The organism is Patulibacter sp. (assembly GCF_030655195.1).
Lineage (GTDB): Bacteria > Actinomycetota > Thermoleophilia > Solirubrobacterales > Solirubrobacteraceae > Patulibacter.
On sequence record NZ_JAURWA010000173.1, the window covers coordinates 1 to 16568 of the forward strand.

The 16568-nt window shown below is 74.6% G+C and carries 15 protein-coding genes; 8 read left to right on the forward strand and 7 right to left on the reverse strand.

Annotation, left to right across the window (positions count from 1 at the left end):
• The coding region (locus tag Q7T67_RS18635) for a transglycosylase family protein (RefSeq protein WP_304793353.1) at positions 1 to 276 on the forward strand (276 nt) is incomplete at its 5' end.
• 179 nt (positions 277 to 455) lie between these two features.
• On the forward strand, positions 456 to 611 hold the full coding sequence (locus tag Q7T67_RS18640) for a hypothetical protein (protein WP_304793356.1): 156 nt from the start codon (positions 456 to 458) through the stop codon (positions 609 to 611).
• A gap of 30 nt (positions 612 to 641) precedes the next feature.
• Here Q7T67_RS18640 and Q7T67_RS18645 read toward each other — a convergent pair whose 3' ends face one another.
• From Q7T67_RS18645 to Q7T67_RS18660, 4 genes are all read right to left on the reverse strand, one after another.
• A complete protein-coding gene (locus Q7T67_RS18645; RefSeq protein ID WP_304793359.1) occupies positions 642 to 857 on the reverse strand; it encodes a DUF4287 domain-containing protein in 216 nt (71 codons plus the stop codon).
• Positions 858 to 1211: 354 nt separating this feature from the next.
• Complete coding sequence (gene lon / locus Q7T67_RS18650) at positions 1212 to 3527, reverse strand: endopeptidase La (protein WP_304793362.1); 2316 nt, start codon at positions 3525 to 3527, stop codon at positions 1212 to 1214.
• Positions 3528 to 4012: 485 nt separating this feature from the next.
• Positions 4013 to 4741 (reverse strand): hypothetical protein, encoded by a 729-nt coding sequence (locus Q7T67_RS18655; protein WP_304793365.1) that lies wholly within the window; start codon positions 4739 to 4741, stop codon positions 4013 to 4015.
• Positions 4738 to 5736: an ABC transporter ATP-binding protein gene (locus tag Q7T67_RS18660; protein ID WP_304793368.1), complete on the reverse strand. Its 999-nt coding sequence runs from the start codon at positions 5734 to 5736 to the stop codon at positions 4738 to 4740. The genes Q7T67_RS18655 and Q7T67_RS18660 overlap by 4 nt, the downstream gene beginning before the upstream one ends.
• 166 nt (positions 5737 to 5902) lie before the next feature.
• Between Q7T67_RS18660 and Q7T67_RS18665 the strand changes: the two genes are divergently transcribed.
• From Q7T67_RS18665 to Q7T67_RS18675, 3 genes are all read left to right on the forward strand, one after another.
• On the forward strand, positions 5903 to 6805 hold the full coding sequence (locus Q7T67_RS18665; protein WP_304793371.1) for a phosphotransferase enzyme family protein: 903 nt from the start codon (positions 5903 to 5905) through the stop codon (positions 6803 to 6805).
• Between the two features lie 128 nt (positions 6806 to 6933).
• Positions 6934 to 7776 (forward strand): aldo/keto reductase, encoded by an 843-nt coding sequence (locus Q7T67_RS18670; RefSeq protein ID WP_304793374.1) that lies wholly within the window; start codon positions 6934 to 6936, stop codon positions 7774 to 7776.
• A 200-nt stretch (positions 7777 to 7976) separates the two neighbouring features.
• A complete protein-coding gene (locus tag Q7T67_RS18675) occupies positions 7977 to 8753 on the forward strand; it encodes a hypothetical protein (protein WP_304793377.1) in 777 nt (258 codons plus the stop codon).
• A gap of 37 nt (positions 8754 to 8790) precedes the next feature.
• On the opposite strand, the gene Q7T67_RS18680 is transcribed toward Q7T67_RS18675, so the two are convergent.
• Positions 8791 to 9642, reverse strand: coding sequence for a DUF5718 family protein (locus Q7T67_RS18680; RefSeq protein WP_370695424.1), 852 nt, complete (start codon positions 9640 to 9642; stop codon positions 8791 to 8793).
• Between the two features lie 179 nt (positions 9643 to 9821).
• Here Q7T67_RS18680 and Q7T67_RS18685 point away from each other — a divergent pair, with 179 nt between their 5' ends.
• Together Q7T67_RS18685 and Q7T67_RS18690 are read left to right on the forward strand one after the other, a co-directional pair.
• On the forward strand, positions 9822 to 11339 hold the full coding sequence (locus Q7T67_RS18685; protein WP_304793382.1) for a long-chain fatty acid--CoA ligase: 1518 nt from the start codon (positions 9822 to 9824) through the stop codon (positions 11337 to 11339).
• A gap of 155 nt (positions 11340 to 11494) precedes the next feature.
• Positions 11495 to 12157 carry an alpha/beta hydrolase gene (locus Q7T67_RS18690; protein ID WP_304793385.1) on the forward strand — a complete coding sequence of 221 codons (663 nt, stop codon included), beginning with the start codon at positions 11495 to 11497 and terminating at the stop codon, positions 12155 to 12157.
• Between the two features lie 77 nt (positions 12158 to 12234).
• Here the strand turns inward: Q7T67_RS18690 and Q7T67_RS18695 are convergent, their stop codons facing one another.
• Positions 12235 to 12987 (reverse strand): spermidine synthase, encoded by a 753-nt coding sequence (locus Q7T67_RS18695; RefSeq protein WP_304793388.1) that lies wholly within the window; start codon positions 12985 to 12987, stop codon positions 12235 to 12237.
• Positions 12988 to 13037: 50 nt separating this feature from the next.
• Entirely contained in the window at positions 13038 to 13901 is an 864-nt protein-coding gene (locus tag Q7T67_RS18700) for a TetR/AcrR family transcriptional regulator (protein ID WP_304793390.1), read from the reverse strand.
• Between the two features lie 632 nt (positions 13902 to 14533).
• Between Q7T67_RS18700 and Q7T67_RS18705 the strand changes: the two genes are divergently transcribed.
• Positions 14534 to 16568, forward strand: a 2035-nt coding sequence (locus Q7T67_RS18705; RefSeq protein ID WP_304793393.1) for a DUF2339 domain-containing protein, incomplete at its 3' end; no start/stop codon positions are given.

The window sequence follows — 16568 nt, forward strand, 5'->3', positions numbered from 1 at the left end:
GGGCAGGGCGCTGCCCCGGCCAGCCAGGCCCCGGCCTCCGGCGGAGGCGGCGCGGGCGGTGGCCTCGACGCCGTCGCGCAGTGCGAGTCCGGCGGCGACCCGGGCGCGGTCTCGGCCGACGGCACGTACCGCGGCAAGTACCAGTTTGACCAGCAGACCTGGAACTCGGTCGGCGGCTCCGGCGACCCGGCGGCGGCCCCCGAGGCCGAGCAGGACCAGCGCGCGGCGGCCCTGCAGGCCCAGCGCGGATCGAACCCCTGGCCCGTCTGCGGCTGAGCGGTCGCGAAGACGCAGCGAACGGGCCGGCCGTCTGCGGCTGAGCGCTCGTCCGCCCCGCGTTGCGAAGGGTCCCGGAAACCCGGGGCCCTTCGTCGTGTCCGGGCGGCGACGCACTGGTGCTGCGCCACAACCGTCGGTGCCACGCTTCGGCCCTGGCGACGACGCGTCCCCGCCACATGATCACGGAGACGGACGACGTCGCCGCAGCGGTGGACGACGCCGCGGCGCTCCGGCCGGGTGAGCCTCGGAGCGTCCTGCTCCGGCGCCTCGTCGGTGATGGCGACGACCGCCTCGCCGCAGCCGCGCGCGAACGCGGCCTGCGCGTCCGCTGACCGCAGCACGGGGCGGGGCCGCTCAGCGGCTCACCCGTCCTCCCGCAGCGTGTCCGCCACCAGCGCGTTCGCGTGGCCGTGGCCGAGGCCGTGGTCGGTCTTGAGCATCGCGACGAGCTCCATGTGCTTCCGGGGGCCCGCCGCGCGGATGATCGCCTTCCAGTGGGCGATCGGCTCGCCGTACGTCTTCTCGATCGACGGGAAGTACGAGGCGGGGCCCTTCACGGGCGCGGGGTCGGTGCTCATGTCTCCAGGACGACCAGGACGGGCGGGAGTCATCGGCGTGCCCGCGGACGGGCGCGACGACGAAGGGCCCCGGTCGCCCGGGGCCCTTCGCGGCATCCCCCCGGATGACCGTCCGGTCGTGGACCGGGCGATGCCGAGCGGTCGCGTGGACCGCGCTCCTCGGCATCGCTCGACCCCGTGGAGGGGCCGGGGGACGGGGACGGGAGGAGGGGGTCCGTCGGCGCGGGATGCCCGTGCCGACTGCCTCCCCCGTCGTTCGTGCGGACCTCGCCCGCACGCGTCTCGGGTCCGCCGGGAGCTCCCGGCCGTGCGTGTCGTGCACGGCCGGCGGCCCCCGGGACGGGCCCGTGTCACCTAGACCTGCGCGACCTCCGCCACGCGGGCCTCCAGCGCCACCTCGAGCACCTCGTCGAGGCTCATCGAGGGGTGGAACGTCACGGCGTCCCTGACCTCCTGAGGTACGTCGTCCAGGTCACCGCGGTTGCGCTCGGAGATGACGATGTCCGTCAGCCCGGCGGCGTGCGCGGCGATCGACTTCTGCTTCAGCCCGCCGATCGGGAGCACGCGGCCCTGCAGCGTGACCTCGCCGGTCATGCCCACCGTGTGCTTGACCGGGCGGCCGGTCAGGAGCGAGACCAGCGCCGTCACCATCGTGATGCCGGCCGAGGGTCCGTCCTTCGGGATCGCGCCCGCCGGCACGTGGACGTGGAACTCCGCGTCCTCGAACGTCGCGGGGTCGATCCCCACCTTGTCGGCGTTCGCACGGACCCAGGAGAGGGCGATCCGGGCGGACTCCTTCATGACGTCACCCAGCTGCCCGGTCAGGACGAGGGAGCCCTTCGACCCCGGGACCGGGACGCGCGTGGCCTCGATGAAGAGGACGTCGCCGCCGGTGCCCGTGACCGCCAGGCCCGTCGCCACGCCCGGGACCGCCGTGCGGGCCGCGGACTCGTGGAACACCTTCTGCCGGCCGAGCGCGTCGCGGACCCGGTCGAGGTCGACCGTCACCGGCGCCTCGTCCCTGCCCGAGGCGATCGACGTCGCCGTCTTGCGCAGCAGCTTGCCCACCGTGCGCTCGAGCTGGCGGACGCCGGCCTCGCGGGTGTACTCGTCGACGATCGTCGCGAGCAGCTCCTCGGGCACCACGACCTCGTCGTCGTGCAGGCCGTTGGCCTTGCGCTGACGCGGGACGAGGTGGTCCCGGGCGATCGCCCGCTTCTCGGCCACGGTGTAGCCGTCGAACGGGATGATCTCCATGCGGTCCAGCAGCGGGCCGGGGATCGTGTCCAGCGAGTTGGCCGTCGCGAGGAACAGCACCTGCGAGAGGTCGATCTCGACGTCCAGGTAGTGGTCGCGGAAGCTGTGGTTCTGCGCGGGGTCGAGGACCTCGAGCAGCGCCGCCGACGGGTCGCCGCGGTGGTCCGCGCCGACCTTGTCGACCTCGTCCAGCAGGATCACCGGGTTCATCGTCTTCGCGTCGCGCAGGGCGCGGACCAGCCGGCCCGGCAGCGCGCCGATGTAGGTGCGGCGGTGGCCGCGGATCTCGGCCTCGTCGCGCACGCCGCCCAGGGCGATGCGCACGAACTCGCGCCCGGTCGCCTTCGCGACGGACTCGCCGATCGACGTCTTGCCGGTGCCGGGAGGCCCGACGAGCGTCAGGATCGAGCCGCCACCGCGACGGCGGTCGCTCGCGGACTCGTCGTCGAGCCCACGGTCGGCCCGCAGCTTCTTGACGGCCAGGAACTCTACGATGCGGTCCTTGACGTCCTCGAGGCCGAAGTGGTCGCCGTCGAGCGTCTCGCGGGCGTGGACGGGGTCGAGGTTCTCCTCGGAGCGCTCGCCCCACGGCACGGCCAGCAGCCAGTCGAGGTAGTTGCGGATCATCTGGGCCTCGCCGGACCCCTCGCCGCCCATGCGCTCGAAGCGGGCGAGCTCCTTGTCCGCCTGCTCGCGGACCGCCTCGGGCATGCCGGCGGCCTCGATCTTCTCGCGGTACTCCTCGACGACCGACGCGTCGTCGTCGCCGAGCTCGTGCCGGATGGAGTCCATCTGCTTGCGCAGGAGGTACTCGCGCTGCTGCTTCTGGGCGCCCGACTCGACGCCCTCGCGGATCTTGGTGCGCAGCTGCAGGTCGCTCAGGCGCTCCTGCAGCAGCTCGATCGTCTTCTCGAGGCGCTCGGTGACGTCGAGCGTGGCGAGGATCTCGACCTTCTGCTCGACCGACAGCTCGGGGTCGTAGCCGACGGAGTCCGCCAGCGCGCCCGGCTCCTTGATGGCGCGCAGTACGGCCTGGACCGATCCGTCGTCGCCACGGGCGCTGAGGATCTCGTCGATCGTGGCGCGCAGGGTGCGGGTCAGCTCGCGGGTGCGGCCGTCGACCGGCACGTCGTCGGGGTGCTCGTCGACGGTGACGCGCAGGTCGCCCGTCGGGCCCGTCTGGGCGGCGCCGGCGACGCCGCGGGCGATGCCCTCGAACATGGCGCCCGTGCCGCCGCCGGGCAGGCGGACCTTGCGCTTGACGCGGGCGATGGTGCCGACGGCGGCGTACTCGCCGTCGACGCGGGGGACCAGCAGGACGCGGTCGTCCTCGCCCGGGTCGACCGGGAGGGTGACGTCCATCGTCGGGAAGACGACGACGTCGTCCAGCGGGATGAGAGGCAGGGTGGTCATGAGCGGGGAGCGGTCCTAAGTAGTTGAGAAGGTCAACCGTTGGGTTCGTGAACCGTAGCACGTGGTGAGGCGCGCGTCCACATCATCTGAGTCGTGCGGACTGAGATAGTCGGACGACCGTAGCGCAGGAGATGTCGCACCCCTGGTGGAGGGCGATCGGGGGTCCTCGGCGACCGAGATCGGGTCGCCCGGGGGCGCCGACGGCGCGGGCCCCGGGAGCTCGGGCCTCGGCGATCGCGGGCCGTGGGGCCACCGGCCTCGGCGGTCTCGGGCCTCGGCGATCACGGGCCATGGGGCCACCGGCCTCGGCGACCTCGGGCCTCGGCGACCTCGGGCCGTGGGGCACCGGCCCCGGCGACCTCGGATCCCGGCGGACACCGCCCGGGGCGATCCGACGCCCACGGGCGTCGTCGGTGCCGCGGTCGGGGCCGCGGCGGACGGGAGGGGAGCGGGCCGGCGGTCGGCCGACCCGGTCCCCTCCCGGCCTAGTACTCGTCGCGGTTGGTGCGCACGATGGCCAGCGCCGTGAGGGCGCCCAGCCAGACGACGAGGCCCGCGAAGGCCGCGCCCAGGGCGATGGCGAAGTCGCCGTCGCCGTTCGTGCCCTCGAGGCTCGCGACCTGCTCGAAGACGGACGGCAGCAGGTAGCTGGCCAGCGTCTCGGAGATCAGCCCGTAGACGAGCCCGGTGATCAGCGTGCCGCCGAAGAACAGGACGATCGAGACCGCGATCGCCGGCCCGTTGGAGCGCATGAGCATGCCGACGGAGCAGGAGACGAGGCCCCAGGTCCACAGCGTGATGACGACGGCCCACAGGCTGTCGAGCACGGAGGTCCCGTCGAGGTCGCCGGTCGAGGCGCCCCACGCGATGCCGACGGCGAGGATCAGCACCGCCATCGGCAGGACCGCGAGCATGATGCCCAGCAGCCGCACGACCGCGAGCTTCCAGCGCGGCACGCCGGTCAGCACGAGGTAGCGCATGGTGCCGTTGGCGGTGTCGTAGCTGCCCGCCAGGGCGCCCATCACGACGACGCCGAGGAGGCCGGCGTACCGGCCGGCGACCGCGACGATCTCGACCGCGGTGTCGTCGTCGTTCGGGTTGGCCGCGAGGATCGCGATGACGACGATCAGCGCCGCGAAGGCGATCGAGCCGTAGAAGGAGCCGCGACGGCCCACGATGCGCCGCAGCTCGGCGCCCACCAGCGGGACGATCATGCGCCCGGCTCCGTCGTGGGGGCGGGAGCACTGGCCCCGCCGGGCGTGACGCCGCCCATCTTGCCGCCGAGCTCGCCGGCCAGGCCACCGGTCAGCTCGAGGAATCGACGTTCCAGGGTCTCGCCCTCCTTGCGCAGCTCGATCACGCCGACGCCGGCGGAGAACAGCTCGCGGCCGGTCTGCAGCAGCATGGCGTCCTCGATCGACTCGACCTTCACGTCGAGCGTGTCGGTGCCCTTGCGCACGACGTCGAGGGCGAACGGCAGGGCGCGGAGCAGGGGCTCGGCCGCCGCGACGTCGTCCGTGCGGACCGCGATCGCGTGCGAGCCGCCGCGCTTGAGGTCGTCGAGGGACCCGTGGGTGATCATCTTGCCCTTCTCGATGATCGCCAGGTGGTCGGCCATCAGCTCGACCTCGTTGAGGATGTGCGACGAGATGAAGACGCTGCGGCCCTCGCGGACGAGCTCCTTGATCATGTTGCGGAACTCCTGCAGACCGGCGGGGTCCAGGCCGTTGGTCGGCTCGTCCAGGACGAGCAGCTCCGGGTCGTTCAGGAGGGCGCGGGCGACGCCCAGGCGCTGGCGCATGCCGAGGGAGTAGCCGCCGACCTTGTCGTCCTTGCGGCTCGTCAGGCCGACGCGGTCCAGCGACGGCGCGATCTGCCGCCGGGCGTCCCCGCCCTGGTGGGCGGCCCAGATCTCCAGGTTCTTCTGGCCCGTCAGGTAGGGGTAGAAGCGCGGCTCCTCGACGATCGCGCCGACCCGGGCGAGGGCCTGCTGCGTCTCGCCGGGGACGGACAGCCCGCGCACCTTGATCGATCCGGACGAGGCCCGGGCGAGCCCGAGCACCATGCGGATCAGCGTGGTCTTGCCGCAGCCGTTGGGCCCGAGCCACGCGAAGCACTGGCCGCGTGGCACGTCGATCGTCACGCTGTCGACGGCCACGTTCTGGCCGAAGCGCTTCGTGACGTTGTGCAAGGAGATGACGGGTTCCATGGCGGGGCGCGGCGCGATCGGGGGCGGGTCCGACGCCGGGGCGACGGGAAGGACACCACGCGGGCCGGACCATATAGGCCGGTGCGGCCCCGATCGACCCGGGATCCCCCCGGTCCGACCCCCACCCGGCCGGGGGTGACGGCGGCCGTCCGCCATGATCCGGTCGATGGAGTCCGTCCGTCGTCCCTGGACCGCCGAGGCGGCGGCACCGCTCGTGGCCGCCGCGGCGAGCCGCTGGGGGCTGCGGGGGGCGCCGGAGCTGCTGCGGCTGGGCACCAACGCGAGCCACCGGGTCGGCGACGCGGTCGTCCGGGTGGCGCCCTCCGGGCGGGCGCGCGAGGCCGTCGAGCGCGAGCTGGACCTCGCGCGCTTCCTCGCCCGGAAGGGGTTCGACGCCGTCCGTCCGCTGGACGTCGAGCAGCCGATCGACGTCGACGGTCACTGGGCGACCGCGTGGGAGTGGATCCCGCACGACCCCGCCGGCGTGACGGAGGGCGAGGCGTTCGGTGCGCTCGTCCGCGGCTTCCACGAGGTGACCGAGGACTACGACGCCCCGCTCCCGGGCTGGGGCGCGCTCGAGCTGATCGAGGCGCGGCTGGCGGGCCTGCGGCGCAACCCGAACTTCTCGGCGGACGAGCTGGCGACGCTCGAGGACGTCCGCGCGGGCCTGGGGCGACGGCTGGAGGAGCTGTCGTCGAGCACGCCCGTCGGGGTCGTCCACGGCGACGCCCACCCCGGCAACGTCCTGACGGAGGAGGGCACCGGGCGCTCGGTGCTCGCCGACTTCGACCTGATCGGGCGTGGCCCGCGCGCGTGGGACCTGGCACCCGCGGCGCTCCACCCGCAGCGCTACGGCGCGGACCCGGCTTGGTGGCACGCGGTGCGGCGCGGCTACGGCCTCGAGGAGGACGCGTCGTGGGCGGTCTGCCTGCGGGTGCGCGAGCTGGCGTCGGCCGCCTGGCTGTTCGCGGCCGAGGACGCCGCGGCGCCGGAGCGCTCTGCCGAGGCGGACGTCCGGATGCGGGCGTTCACCGGCGAGCCGGACCCGCCCGTGTGGGGCAGGACCTAGCGTCGGGGCTCTCCCGGGTAGTGCACCACGCAACCATTCGTGCGTGGGACCCGCCCCGCCGGGTAGGCGTAGGACAGGTGCCCGTGAGTCGCGACCGGGCCCGTCACCCTCAGGAAGGACCCCTCCGCATGCCCAACGCCTCCGACGTCCCCGTCATCACGCTGAACAACGGCGTCGTCATCCCGCAGCTCGGGTTCGGCACCTGGCAGATCCCCGAGGACGACACCCAGGGCATCGTCGAGCACGCGCTGTCGACCGGGTACCGCCACCTCGACACCGCCGCCGCGTACGGCAACGAGGCGCAGGTCGGTGCGGCCGTGAAGGCCTCCGGCATCGCCCGCGACGAGCTCTTCGTCACGACGAAGCTGTGGAACGCCGACCACGGTCGGGAGAAGACGCTGAAGGCGTTCGACGAGAGCATGGACAAGCTCGGCCTCGACGTCCTGGACCTCTACCTCATCCACTGGCCGCTGCCCGACCACGACGACTACGTCGAGACCTGGAAGGCGCTGGAGGAGATCTTGGAGAGCGGCCGGACCCGCGCGATCGGCGTCTCGAACTTCCAGCAGGCCCACCTCGAGCGGCTGCTGAAGGAGGGCGACGTCGTGCCCGCGGTCAACCAGATCGAGCTGCACCCGCTGCTGACCCAGGTCGACCTGAAGGCCTTCCAGGCCGAGAAGACGATCCACACCGAGGCCTGGAGCCCGCTGGCCCAGGGCGGCGAGCTCCTGGAGGACTCCACGATCGCCGGGATCGCCGAGCGCATCGGCAAGACGCCCGCCCAGACGATCCTGCGCTGGCAGCTGCAGGAGGGGAACATCATCTTCCCCAAGTCGGTCACCGCCTCGCGCGTCGAGGAGAACTTCGACGTCTTCGACGTCGAGCTGACCGCGGAGGACCTGGCCGCCATCAGCGCGCTGAACGAGGACGAGCGGCAGGGCCCCGACCCGGACACGTTCCACACGACCTGATCGGTCGGCCCGGCCCCGACCGCCTGGATCGGTCCGGGGTCCCGGGTCGGCGGACGGCGTCCTCCGAGCGAGGGGGACGTCCGTCCGTCGACCTCGATGACGACGTCGCAGGGACGTAGGGTCGCGCGATGCGTGGTGCTCGTCCAGTGGTCCTCCCGTCGTCCCCAGCGCTTCGGCGTGTCGTCGCCGGGGCGGCTTCGGTGCTGGCCCTGCTGGCCGTCGGGCCCGGCGTCGCGCACGCGTCCCTGATCCCGTCCCAGACGACGATCCGCTGCTACGGCATCGGGACGGGCGGCATGCGCTCGTGCACGGTGGGCGTCTACGCGGACGTCCCCCCGGGCGCGCCCGTGCCGACCGGGACGATCTCCTGGGTCAGCAGCGGGCCCGGCTCGGAGACCGTCACCACCTCGTGCGGCATCAACGCCTACCACCCCACCTGGGGCCCGCCGTTCCCGAACGTCATCTGGTGCGAGAACGGGTACCTCAGCCCCGGAATGCTCGCGCCGCGCACCGAGGACGTCGTGGCGACGTACTCCGGGGACGCCCTGTACGCCCCGAGCGTCGGCACGACCGCGTACTACGTGCGGGACCCGAACGGCACGATCCCTGAGGCCACGGACCCCGCGCAGCCGTCGTGGCGCCCCGAGCCCGCGGGCGGCAAGGACCGGGCGACCGAGGCCCCGGCGGTGGCGCCGCCCGTGCGTGCCGTCGTCGACGGGATCGCGGCCGGCCGGGCCGGCCTCTCGTTCGTGTCGACCGCCCCCGGCGCCTCGGTCATCCGGATCGAGCGTCGGGTCCGCAGCGCGCGGGCCGGCCACCGCGCGACCACGTCGTGGCGGACGGTCCGACGGATCAGGCGGACGCTGTCGGGCGGGTCCAATCGGATCGCCGTCCGCCTGCGGCCGGGCGTCCACCGCGTGACCATCGGCGGCGCGACGGTCCAGCGCGTGCGCCGGACCGTCACCGTCGCGCGCTGACGGGCGCCGTCGGTCGAGCGCCCTCCCGCCGCCCGCCTCAGCCGCCGACGACCTGCCGCAGCACCGACGCGGCCCGGAGGGTCGAGGTGTCGTCGGCGGAGACCGCGGCCAGGACCTGGTCCGGCGTGCTCACCGAGCCGTCGTAGACCACGACGTAGGAGACGTCGCCCTCTCGCAGGAACGTCGTCTCGCCGTAGTCGGTGTAGCGCGTCGCACCGATCCCGACGAGGACGAGGTCCGGGCGCGCGGCGCGCAGCTGCTCGCCGACGGGCTCCAGCGGGGTGCCGTCGCCGCCCTGCTGGTGGGCGAGCCGGTCGACCATCCAGTCGACGAGCTGGGTCCCGTAGTACGAGTAGCCCGGGACGGGGGAGTCGATCCCGTACGGGTGCGTCTCGCCGTCGCGGCGCAGGAAGCTCGCCAGGCGGAACTCGCGCGTGGCGCCCTCCGGGTCGAGGTCCTCGACGGCGAACAGCTCGGGGGCCACGCCCTTCGAGGTGGGGCCCCAGTTCTTCTTCTCGCTGATCTTCGTCGCGCCGGGACGCCGGATGGAGCAGTCGTTGAACGCGCCGACCGCGAAGGGCTCGAGGGCCTCGACCGCGCCCCCCGCCGCATAGGCGATCCGGAAGAGGACGCCCACCTCGGGCTCGAGCTGCAGGTTGGCCGGCTCGTCCTGGACCGGCAGGGCCGTGGCGTCCGTCGAGAGCGGGAACGCCCCGAGGAACGTGTCGCCCCCGGGGACGTAGAACGGGAAGATGCCCTTCGGCGCACCGTCGGAGGCGTCGACGGCGACGAAGTCCGCGGCCTCCCCGGCCTGTTCGAGGTGCCCGGCGAAGTTGCCGGCCACGCCGAAGCCGAACGCGCCGCGCAGCGTCTCGAGGTCGGTGCGGATCGGCGGGCGGCCGTCGGTCGCGCTGGTCGGGTCGGGCGGGCTCTGCAAGGTGACCTCCGGGTCGGTGCCCGGGGCCCGGGCGCCCCGCCGAGCTTAGTGGGGTCCCCGTCACGGGACGGGCCCGTCGGCGTGTGCTCCGAGGTCGTGCACGGCCGCGCCGGGGATGGCAGGATGGGCGCATGGCCGATCAGCCCAACGCGAATCTCGCGACGCTCCTGACCACCTCCGCCGCGAAGTTCCCCGAGCGGATCGCGATCCGCCTGGACGACGCCGCCGTCCCGTACGCGGCGCTCGACGGCGCCAGCCAGCGCGTCGCCGGGATGCTGAAGGAGATGGGCGTCGAGGCCGGCGACCGCGTCGGCATCATGCTGCCGAACACCCCGCACTTCCCGATGGCGTATTACGGCGCCCTCCGCCTCGGCGCGATCGTCGTGCCGATGAACCCGCTGCTGTCCAAGCGCGAGGTCGCCTACTACCTCGACAACTCCGGCGCGAAGCTGCTGCTGGCGTGGCACGGCTTCGCCGAGTCGGCCGAGGGCGGCGCGGAGCAGGCCGAGATCGACGCGAAGGTGCTGCTGATCGAGCCGGAGGACATCGGCAAGCGGGTCGCGGAGGCGACGCCGTTCGAGGAGGTCGCGCACAAGGAGGACGACGACACCGCGGTCGTCCTCTACACCTCGGGCACCACCGGTCAGCCGAAGGGCGCGGAGCTCACGCACGGCTCGATCGGCTCGAACGTCCGCGCGTGCATCCCGCTGTACGAGCCCGCCGAGACCGACGTCTTCTTCGGCGGCCTGCCGTTCTTCCACGTCTTCGGCCAGACCTGCACGCTCAACGTCTCCGTCGCGTCGGGCTCCGAGGTCACGCTGCTGCCCCGGTTCGACCCGACGCAGGCGCTCGAGATCATCCAGCGCGACAAGGTCACGATCTTCATGGGCGTGCCGACGATGCACGGCGCCGTCCTGCACCACCCCAAGCGCGAGGACTACGACACGAGCTCGGTGCGCCTGTTCGTCTCGGGCGGCTCGGCGCTGCCCGTCGAGGTCCTGCGCGGGGTGACGGAGTCCTTCGGCGCCAAGATCCTCGAGGGCTACGGCCTCTCCGAGACCTCGCCGGTGGCGACGTTCAGCCGGCCCGAGCTGCCGATGAAGCCCGGCTCGATCGGTGTCGCCGTCGACGGCGTGCAGATCCGCCTGGTGGACGACGAGGGCGCGGTCGTGGGCGTCGGCGCGGTCGGCGAGCTGCAGGTCAAGGGCCCGAACGTCATGAAGGGCTACTGGAAGAACCCCGAGGCGACCGCCAAGGCGATCGACGCCGACGGCTGGTTCTCCACCGGCGACATGGCGAAGGTGGACGAGGACGACTTCTACTTCATCGTCGACCGCAAGAAGGACCTGATCATCCGCGGCGGCTACAACGTCTACCCGCGCGAGGTCGAGGAGGTCCTCTACGAGCACCCCGCCGTCGCGGAGGCCGCCGTGATCGGCGTCAAGCACGAGGAGCTCGGCGAGGAGATCGCCGCGTGCGTCGCGCTGAAGGAGGGGCAGACGGTGACCGCCGACGAGTTGCAGGCCTACGTCAAGGGCCAGGTCGCCGCGTACAAGTACCCCCGTCACGTGTGGATCGTGGACGCGCTGCCCAAGGGTCCGACGGGCAAGATCCTCAAGCGCGAGATCGACGTCCCCGAGAAGGTCTGAGCCCCGCGGCGCCCGGCGCCGCGCGGACGAGGTGACGACGGCCGGCGCGATGCGCCGGCCGTTCTCGTGTCGTGGTCGGCAGGCGGCTCGTCGGCGTCGCCCGGACGCGCTATGATTGTTGCGCAAGCAACTATCTGCGACGCAGAAGGTCCGCCGTGAGCACCCCCGACACCCCCCAGCTCGTCCACCGCGAGCGTCCCGCCGACGGCGACCCCGACGGTCTGCTCGTCCTGCACCACGGTCGCGGGGCCGACGAGCACGACCTGATCGGTCTGGCCGACGTGCTGGACCCCGACCGGCGCCTGCACGTCGTCACCCCGGGTGCCCCGCTGCGCCTCCCGGGCTGGCCGGGCCAGCACTGGTACGTGGTGCCGCGCGTCGGCTACCCGGACCCGGAGACGTTCCGCACGTCGTTCCTCGCGCTGTCCGCCTTCCACGACGCGCTGTGGGAGCGCACGGGCGTGTCGCCCGCCCGGACGATCCTCGGCGGCTTCTCGATGGGCTCGGTGATGAGCCACGCCACCGGTCTGGGCGGCGGGCGGCCGGTCGTCGCCGGGGTGCTCGGCATGTCGGGCTTCGTGCCCGTGGTCGAAGGCTGGGCCCCCGAGCTCGAGGGCCGCGCCGCGACCCGCGTCCTGAACGCCCACGGCCGGCAGGACCCCGTGATCGGCCACGAGTTCGCCGACCGCGCCCGGGCGCTCGTCGCGGACGCCGGACTCGACCTGACGATGCTGGACCACGACGGCGGCCACCACATCGCCCCGGAGCACGTGCCGGCGATCGCTTCCTGGGTGCGGGAGACGCTGCCGCCGCGGTGAGGCGCGCGGCGGGTGGTCGCGGTCTCGACGCTCCCGGCGTCGGAGCCGGGACCAGGTCGGGCGGCGGCCCCGCGGCCTCAGCCCCAACCGGCCAGCCGCTCCGCCGGGACGAGCTCGGCGGGGTGGGCGCCGCCCGCGATCCGGCGGGCCAGGGCGTCGGCGGGCAGCGGTCGGTCCGAGGCGAGGAAGAGCACGTTGCCGGCGTGACGGCCGCGCACGACGTCGCGGCCGCCGAAGGCCAGGACGTGCGCGAACGCGTCCCGCAGGACGCCGGCCTGCCGGGCCGCGAACGGCCACGGCGGCTGGTCGACGACGTTCAGCAGGTATCGACCCCCGGGGCGCAGGACGCGGGCGACCTGTCCGGCGAAGGCGTCGGTGGCCATCGCGGGCGGCGTCTCGGTGCCGACGAACGCGTCGCCGAGCACCAGGTCGAACGCATCGTCGGCGGACCTGCGCACGATCGCGGCGCCGTCGGCCTGCAGGACGGACAGGCGCTCCCCGCGGCGCAGGCGCAGGTGCTTCTCGGCCAGGCGGATCACGGCGCCGGAGCGCTCGACGACGGTCTGGTGGACCTGGGGCCGCGTGCTGGCCAGGTACCGCGGCAGGCTGAACGCGCCTCCGCCCAGGTGCAGCACGTCCGCCGGGTCGCCGCGGGGGACGAGGACCTCGAGGGCCGCCCCGATGCGGGCGACGTAGTCGAGCTCGAGGTGCGTCGGATCGTCGAGGTCGACGTAGCCGTGGGCCAGGCCGTCGATCAGCAGCAGGCGACCGCCGGGGCGGCCGCGGTCGGGCTGCAGCTCGAGCGTCCCGACGCCGGACTCGACCCGCACGGGCTCGGCCCGCCGGCCGCTGCCCCGGGCCGACGCGCGGCGGGCCACCGTCAGCCGGCCGGGGCGGGGGAGGCCGGCTCGTGCGCGGCGCCGTCCGCAGGGACGTCGGTCGCCTCGGGGTCGGCGGGGAGCGGGCCGGTCGGCGCGTCGCCGGCGGCGTCCTCCAGGAGGCGTGCCGCGGCGGTCTCGTCGCCGGCGGCCAGCACGGCGCCGGCGAGCGTGCCGAGGAGCTGCTGCACCAGCTCGTCGCGGGGCGGCGCGCCCAGGTCGAGGCGCACGAGGATCGCGCCGTCGACGAACAGCAGCCAGCCGCTCAGGGCGGCGCGCAGCGACGCGGGGGCGACCGCGATGTCGGGGTGGCCGAGCGCGGCGGCGATCTGCTCGACGGTCGACGCGCGGATGCCGCTGAGGATGTCCCGGACGCCGGGCTCGGCGGCCGCGGCGGTCAGCAGCCGACGGAAGGCCTCGGGCCGCTCGTCGATCCACGCCAGGTAGGCGGTCAGGCTCTCGATCGCCGCGTCGCCGAGCGGGACGTCCGACCTGGGACGGACGCGGGCGGCGAGCTCCTCGGCGCCGCGGGAGACCGTCGCGAGGAAGAACGCCTGCTTCGTCGGGAAGTAGTGGTACATCAGCGGCTTCGAGACGCCGGCCGCGCGGGCGATCTTCGACATCGTCAGCTCGGCGTAGTCGTGCTCGGCGAAGAGCTGCTCGCCGAACTCGAGCAGCGACGCGCGGCGTTCCTCGACGGTCATCCGGCGGTAGGCCCGGGCGGCGGTGGCGCGCGCGGGCTTGTCCTTGCGGGGCAGCGCCGCGGCGCGCGCCGGCTTCTCCTTGCGGGCGGCGGCGGGCCGGGCGGCCTTCTCCCTGCGAGCCGGCGCCGGACGGGCGGGCTTGTCCTTGCGCGGCAGGGGCACCCGGCGAGCATACCGCTGTCGACCGTGGGTCGACAGCGACCCCGGCCGACGCCGTCCCGCTTGTCGACCGCAGGTCAGCCCATCGGCCGTGCACGACGGCGATCGCGCACCCGAGCGCCCGCCGGGCGGGACGGCGGCGGCGTGCCGCGCACCGCTCGTCCGCCCCCGAGCCGGCGGCCCGCCTGCGGGCCGGGCGGACCTCCCGTGCCGGGGTGGCGGGACGGGGTGTTCCCGTTGACCCGGGGTCAAGAAGTGTTGACCGATGGTCAGCAACGCTGCTACGGTCACTGCTGACCGGGGGTCGACAGGACCCCGAAGCTCAGCCGGAAGGCCGTACCGTGTCCGTTCCCGTCGCACCCGATCCCCCTGCCGTCCCGCCCGGCGTCCTCGCCGACCTCGAACGACGCCTGGCCCGCGTCGAGTCGTTCGTCGGCGTGCCCACGTCGAGTCGACCGCCGCGCGCACCGGCGCCGCCGCCGCGCGCCGCGGTCCCGTCGCCGGGCGCCGCGGCCCCGTCGGACCGCTCCTCTGCACCGTCGGACCGCCCCTCCGCCCCGTCGGTCCGCCCCTCCGCCCCGCCGGACCGCTCGCCGGCACCGCCTGCCGCGCGAGCGGCGCCCCTGCGGCCCGTGATGCCGCGGGTCCCGCCGAGCCCCGCTCCGGCGGTCCGCGCCCTGGTCGACGAGGCCCTGGTCGGCGGCCGGCTGCTCGCCTGGGCCGGCGGCGCCGCGCTGCTCGTCGCGCTGGGGACCCTGTTCTGGCTCGGGGTCCGCGACGGCGTGATCACGGAGGCCTGGCGCTGCGTGATCGGGATGGTCGCGTCCTTCGGGCTGCTCGCCGCCGGACTGCGCAACGCCCGCCGCGGGGTGGCCCGGGAGGCGTCGTGGGCGATGGCCGGCACGGGCCTCGGCGGGCTCTACGCGACCGCCGCGGTCGCGACCGCGACGTACGGTCTGCTCCCGGAGGTCCTCGGGCTGGGGGTGCTCGCCGGGCTCGGGATCACGTCGGCCGCGCTGGCGCTCCGGTGGGACGCTCCGCCGCTGGCCGGCGTCGGGCTGCTCGGTGCGCTCGGCGCGCCGGTGATCGCCCCCGTCGACGGGCTCGTGCTGCCGATCGTCGTCGTCGCCATGGCCGCGACCGGTCTGCTCCTGCGCCGCCGGCCGTGGACCTGGCTCGCCGCGGCCGCGACGGTGCTCGCGCTCCCGCAGGTGGCCTGGGGCGTCTTCTCGCTCCTGGACGACCTCGACGGCCCGACCGGGCTGCCGGGCGTCGGGCTCGCAGGGCCGGACCTCTGGACGGTCGCGGCCCCCGGTGTCGCGACGGTCGCGGCGCTGGCCGCCGGCCTCGTGATCGTCGCCGGGTGGGAGATCCGGGCGCCGCGTGACCGGCAGCGCTGGTCGATGCCGCTCCTGCTCGTGCCCCACGCGGGCCTCGCCGCGGCGCTCGGCGGCGGCTACGCCCTGATCGGCAGGCCGGTCGAGGCCGTCCTGACGCTCGTCGCGTCCGCGGCGCTCCTCGCCGCCGCGGCGCTGGTGGTCCGTCGACGCGCGGGACGGACCGGTGCCGTCGACCTCGCACTGCTCTCGATCGCCGTGCTCGTGCTGGACCTCGGCTTCGCCATCGGTGCGAGCGGGACGTGGCAGCTCGTCGGTTGGGCGGTCGCGGCGCTCGCCTTCGCCGTCCTCGCCCGCCACGCCGCGAAGCACCACCTGCCGGTGCTGATCGGCGGACTCGGGCTGCACGCCGGCCTGGCGCTCGTCGAGGCGGTCGGCACGTCCGGGGGCCCCGACGAGGGGTTCCTCGTCGCGTGCGCCGTCCTCGCCGCGGTCTGCGGCGTGTCGGCCCGCGTCGTCGCACCGCGCAGCGAGGACGCGAGGGTCCTGCTCGACGTCGCCGCCCTGGGCGTCCTCTTCTGGTGGACCTCGGCGACCCTCCCCGCGGATCGCCTGGCGCTCGTCCTCGCCGGCGAGGCGGGCGCGCTCCTGCTGCTCGACCGCCGCCGTCGGGACGTCGTCACCCGCGGCGCGGCGCTGACCTCGCTGGCGGTGGCGGCCGCCGTCGCGCTCCTGCACGACGACGGGGCAGCGCTCCGGGCGTCGTGGGGAGTGGTCGGCGACGGGACGGTCTGGATCCTCGTCCTGCCGTTGCTCGCGGTGGCCGGTGCGGCGTGCGTGGGCATCACCACGCTGCGCGACGCGATGACGATGCACGTCCGTCGACCCGACGGGGACGGCGCGGCCGACGAGCTCCCGGTCGACGAGCCCGTCCGCGGGGCCCTCGCCGGGGTGGCGGGCGCGACGGCCCTCCTGGGCGCGTCGATTCTCGCCGGGCACCTCACGGCGACGCTCGGCGGCGGCGCGGACGCGGTCGCCGTCGTCCGCGACGGGCTGTGGGCCTCGACGGGCCTGGCCCTCCTGGCCGCCGGCCTGCACCGTCGGGAGGCGCCCGTCCGGATGGTTGGCCTGCTGCTGCTGGCGGGCGTCGGCGGCAAGATCGCGCTGCTGGACCTCGCCGACGTCGACACGGCCGGTCGCGTGGTCGCCTGGGCGGTCCTCGGCGTCCTGCTGCTCGTCGGCGCCGGGCTGTACGGGCGCCTGAGGCCGGAGGACGACGGGCAGCGGGGGGACGGGTACCGGGCCGCCGGGCCGCGGGGCGGCGGGCCGCGGG

What these genes read in the sequence shown, in the direction of transcription:
- Q7T67_RS18645 (WP_304793359.1), bottom strand. Translation starts at nt 857, where the DNA reads ATGAGCACCGACCCCGCGCCCGTGAAGGGCCCCGCCTCGTACTTCCCG.
- Q7T67_RS18655 (WP_304793365.1), bottom strand. Translation starts at nt 4,741, where the DNA reads ATGATCGTCCCGCTGGTGGGCGCCGAGCTGCGGCGCATCGTGGGCCGT.
- Q7T67_RS18660 (WP_304793368.1), bottom strand. Translation starts at nt 5,736, where the DNA reads ATGGAACCCGTCATCTCCTTGCACAACGTCACGAAGCGCTTCGGCCAG.
- lon (WP_304793362.1), bottom strand. Translation starts at nt 3,527, where the DNA reads ATGACCACCCTGCCTCTCATCCCGCTGGACGACGTCGTCGTCTTCCCG.
- Q7T67_RS18640 (WP_304793356.1), top strand. Translation starts at nt 456, where the DNA reads ATGATCACGGAGACGGACGACGTCGCCGCAGCGGTGGACGACGCCGCG.
- Q7T67_RS18670 (WP_304793374.1), top strand. Translation starts at nt 6,934, where the DNA reads ATGCCCAACGCCTCCGACGTCCCCGTCATCACGCTGAACAACGGCGTC.
- Q7T67_RS18665 (WP_304793371.1), top strand. Translation starts at nt 5,903, where the DNA reads ATGGAGTCCGTCCGTCGTCCCTGGACCGCCGAGGCGGCGGCACCGCTC.
- Q7T67_RS18685 (WP_304793382.1), top strand. Translation starts at nt 9,822, where the DNA reads ATGGCCGATCAGCCCAACGCGAATCTCGCGACGCTCCTGACCACCTCC.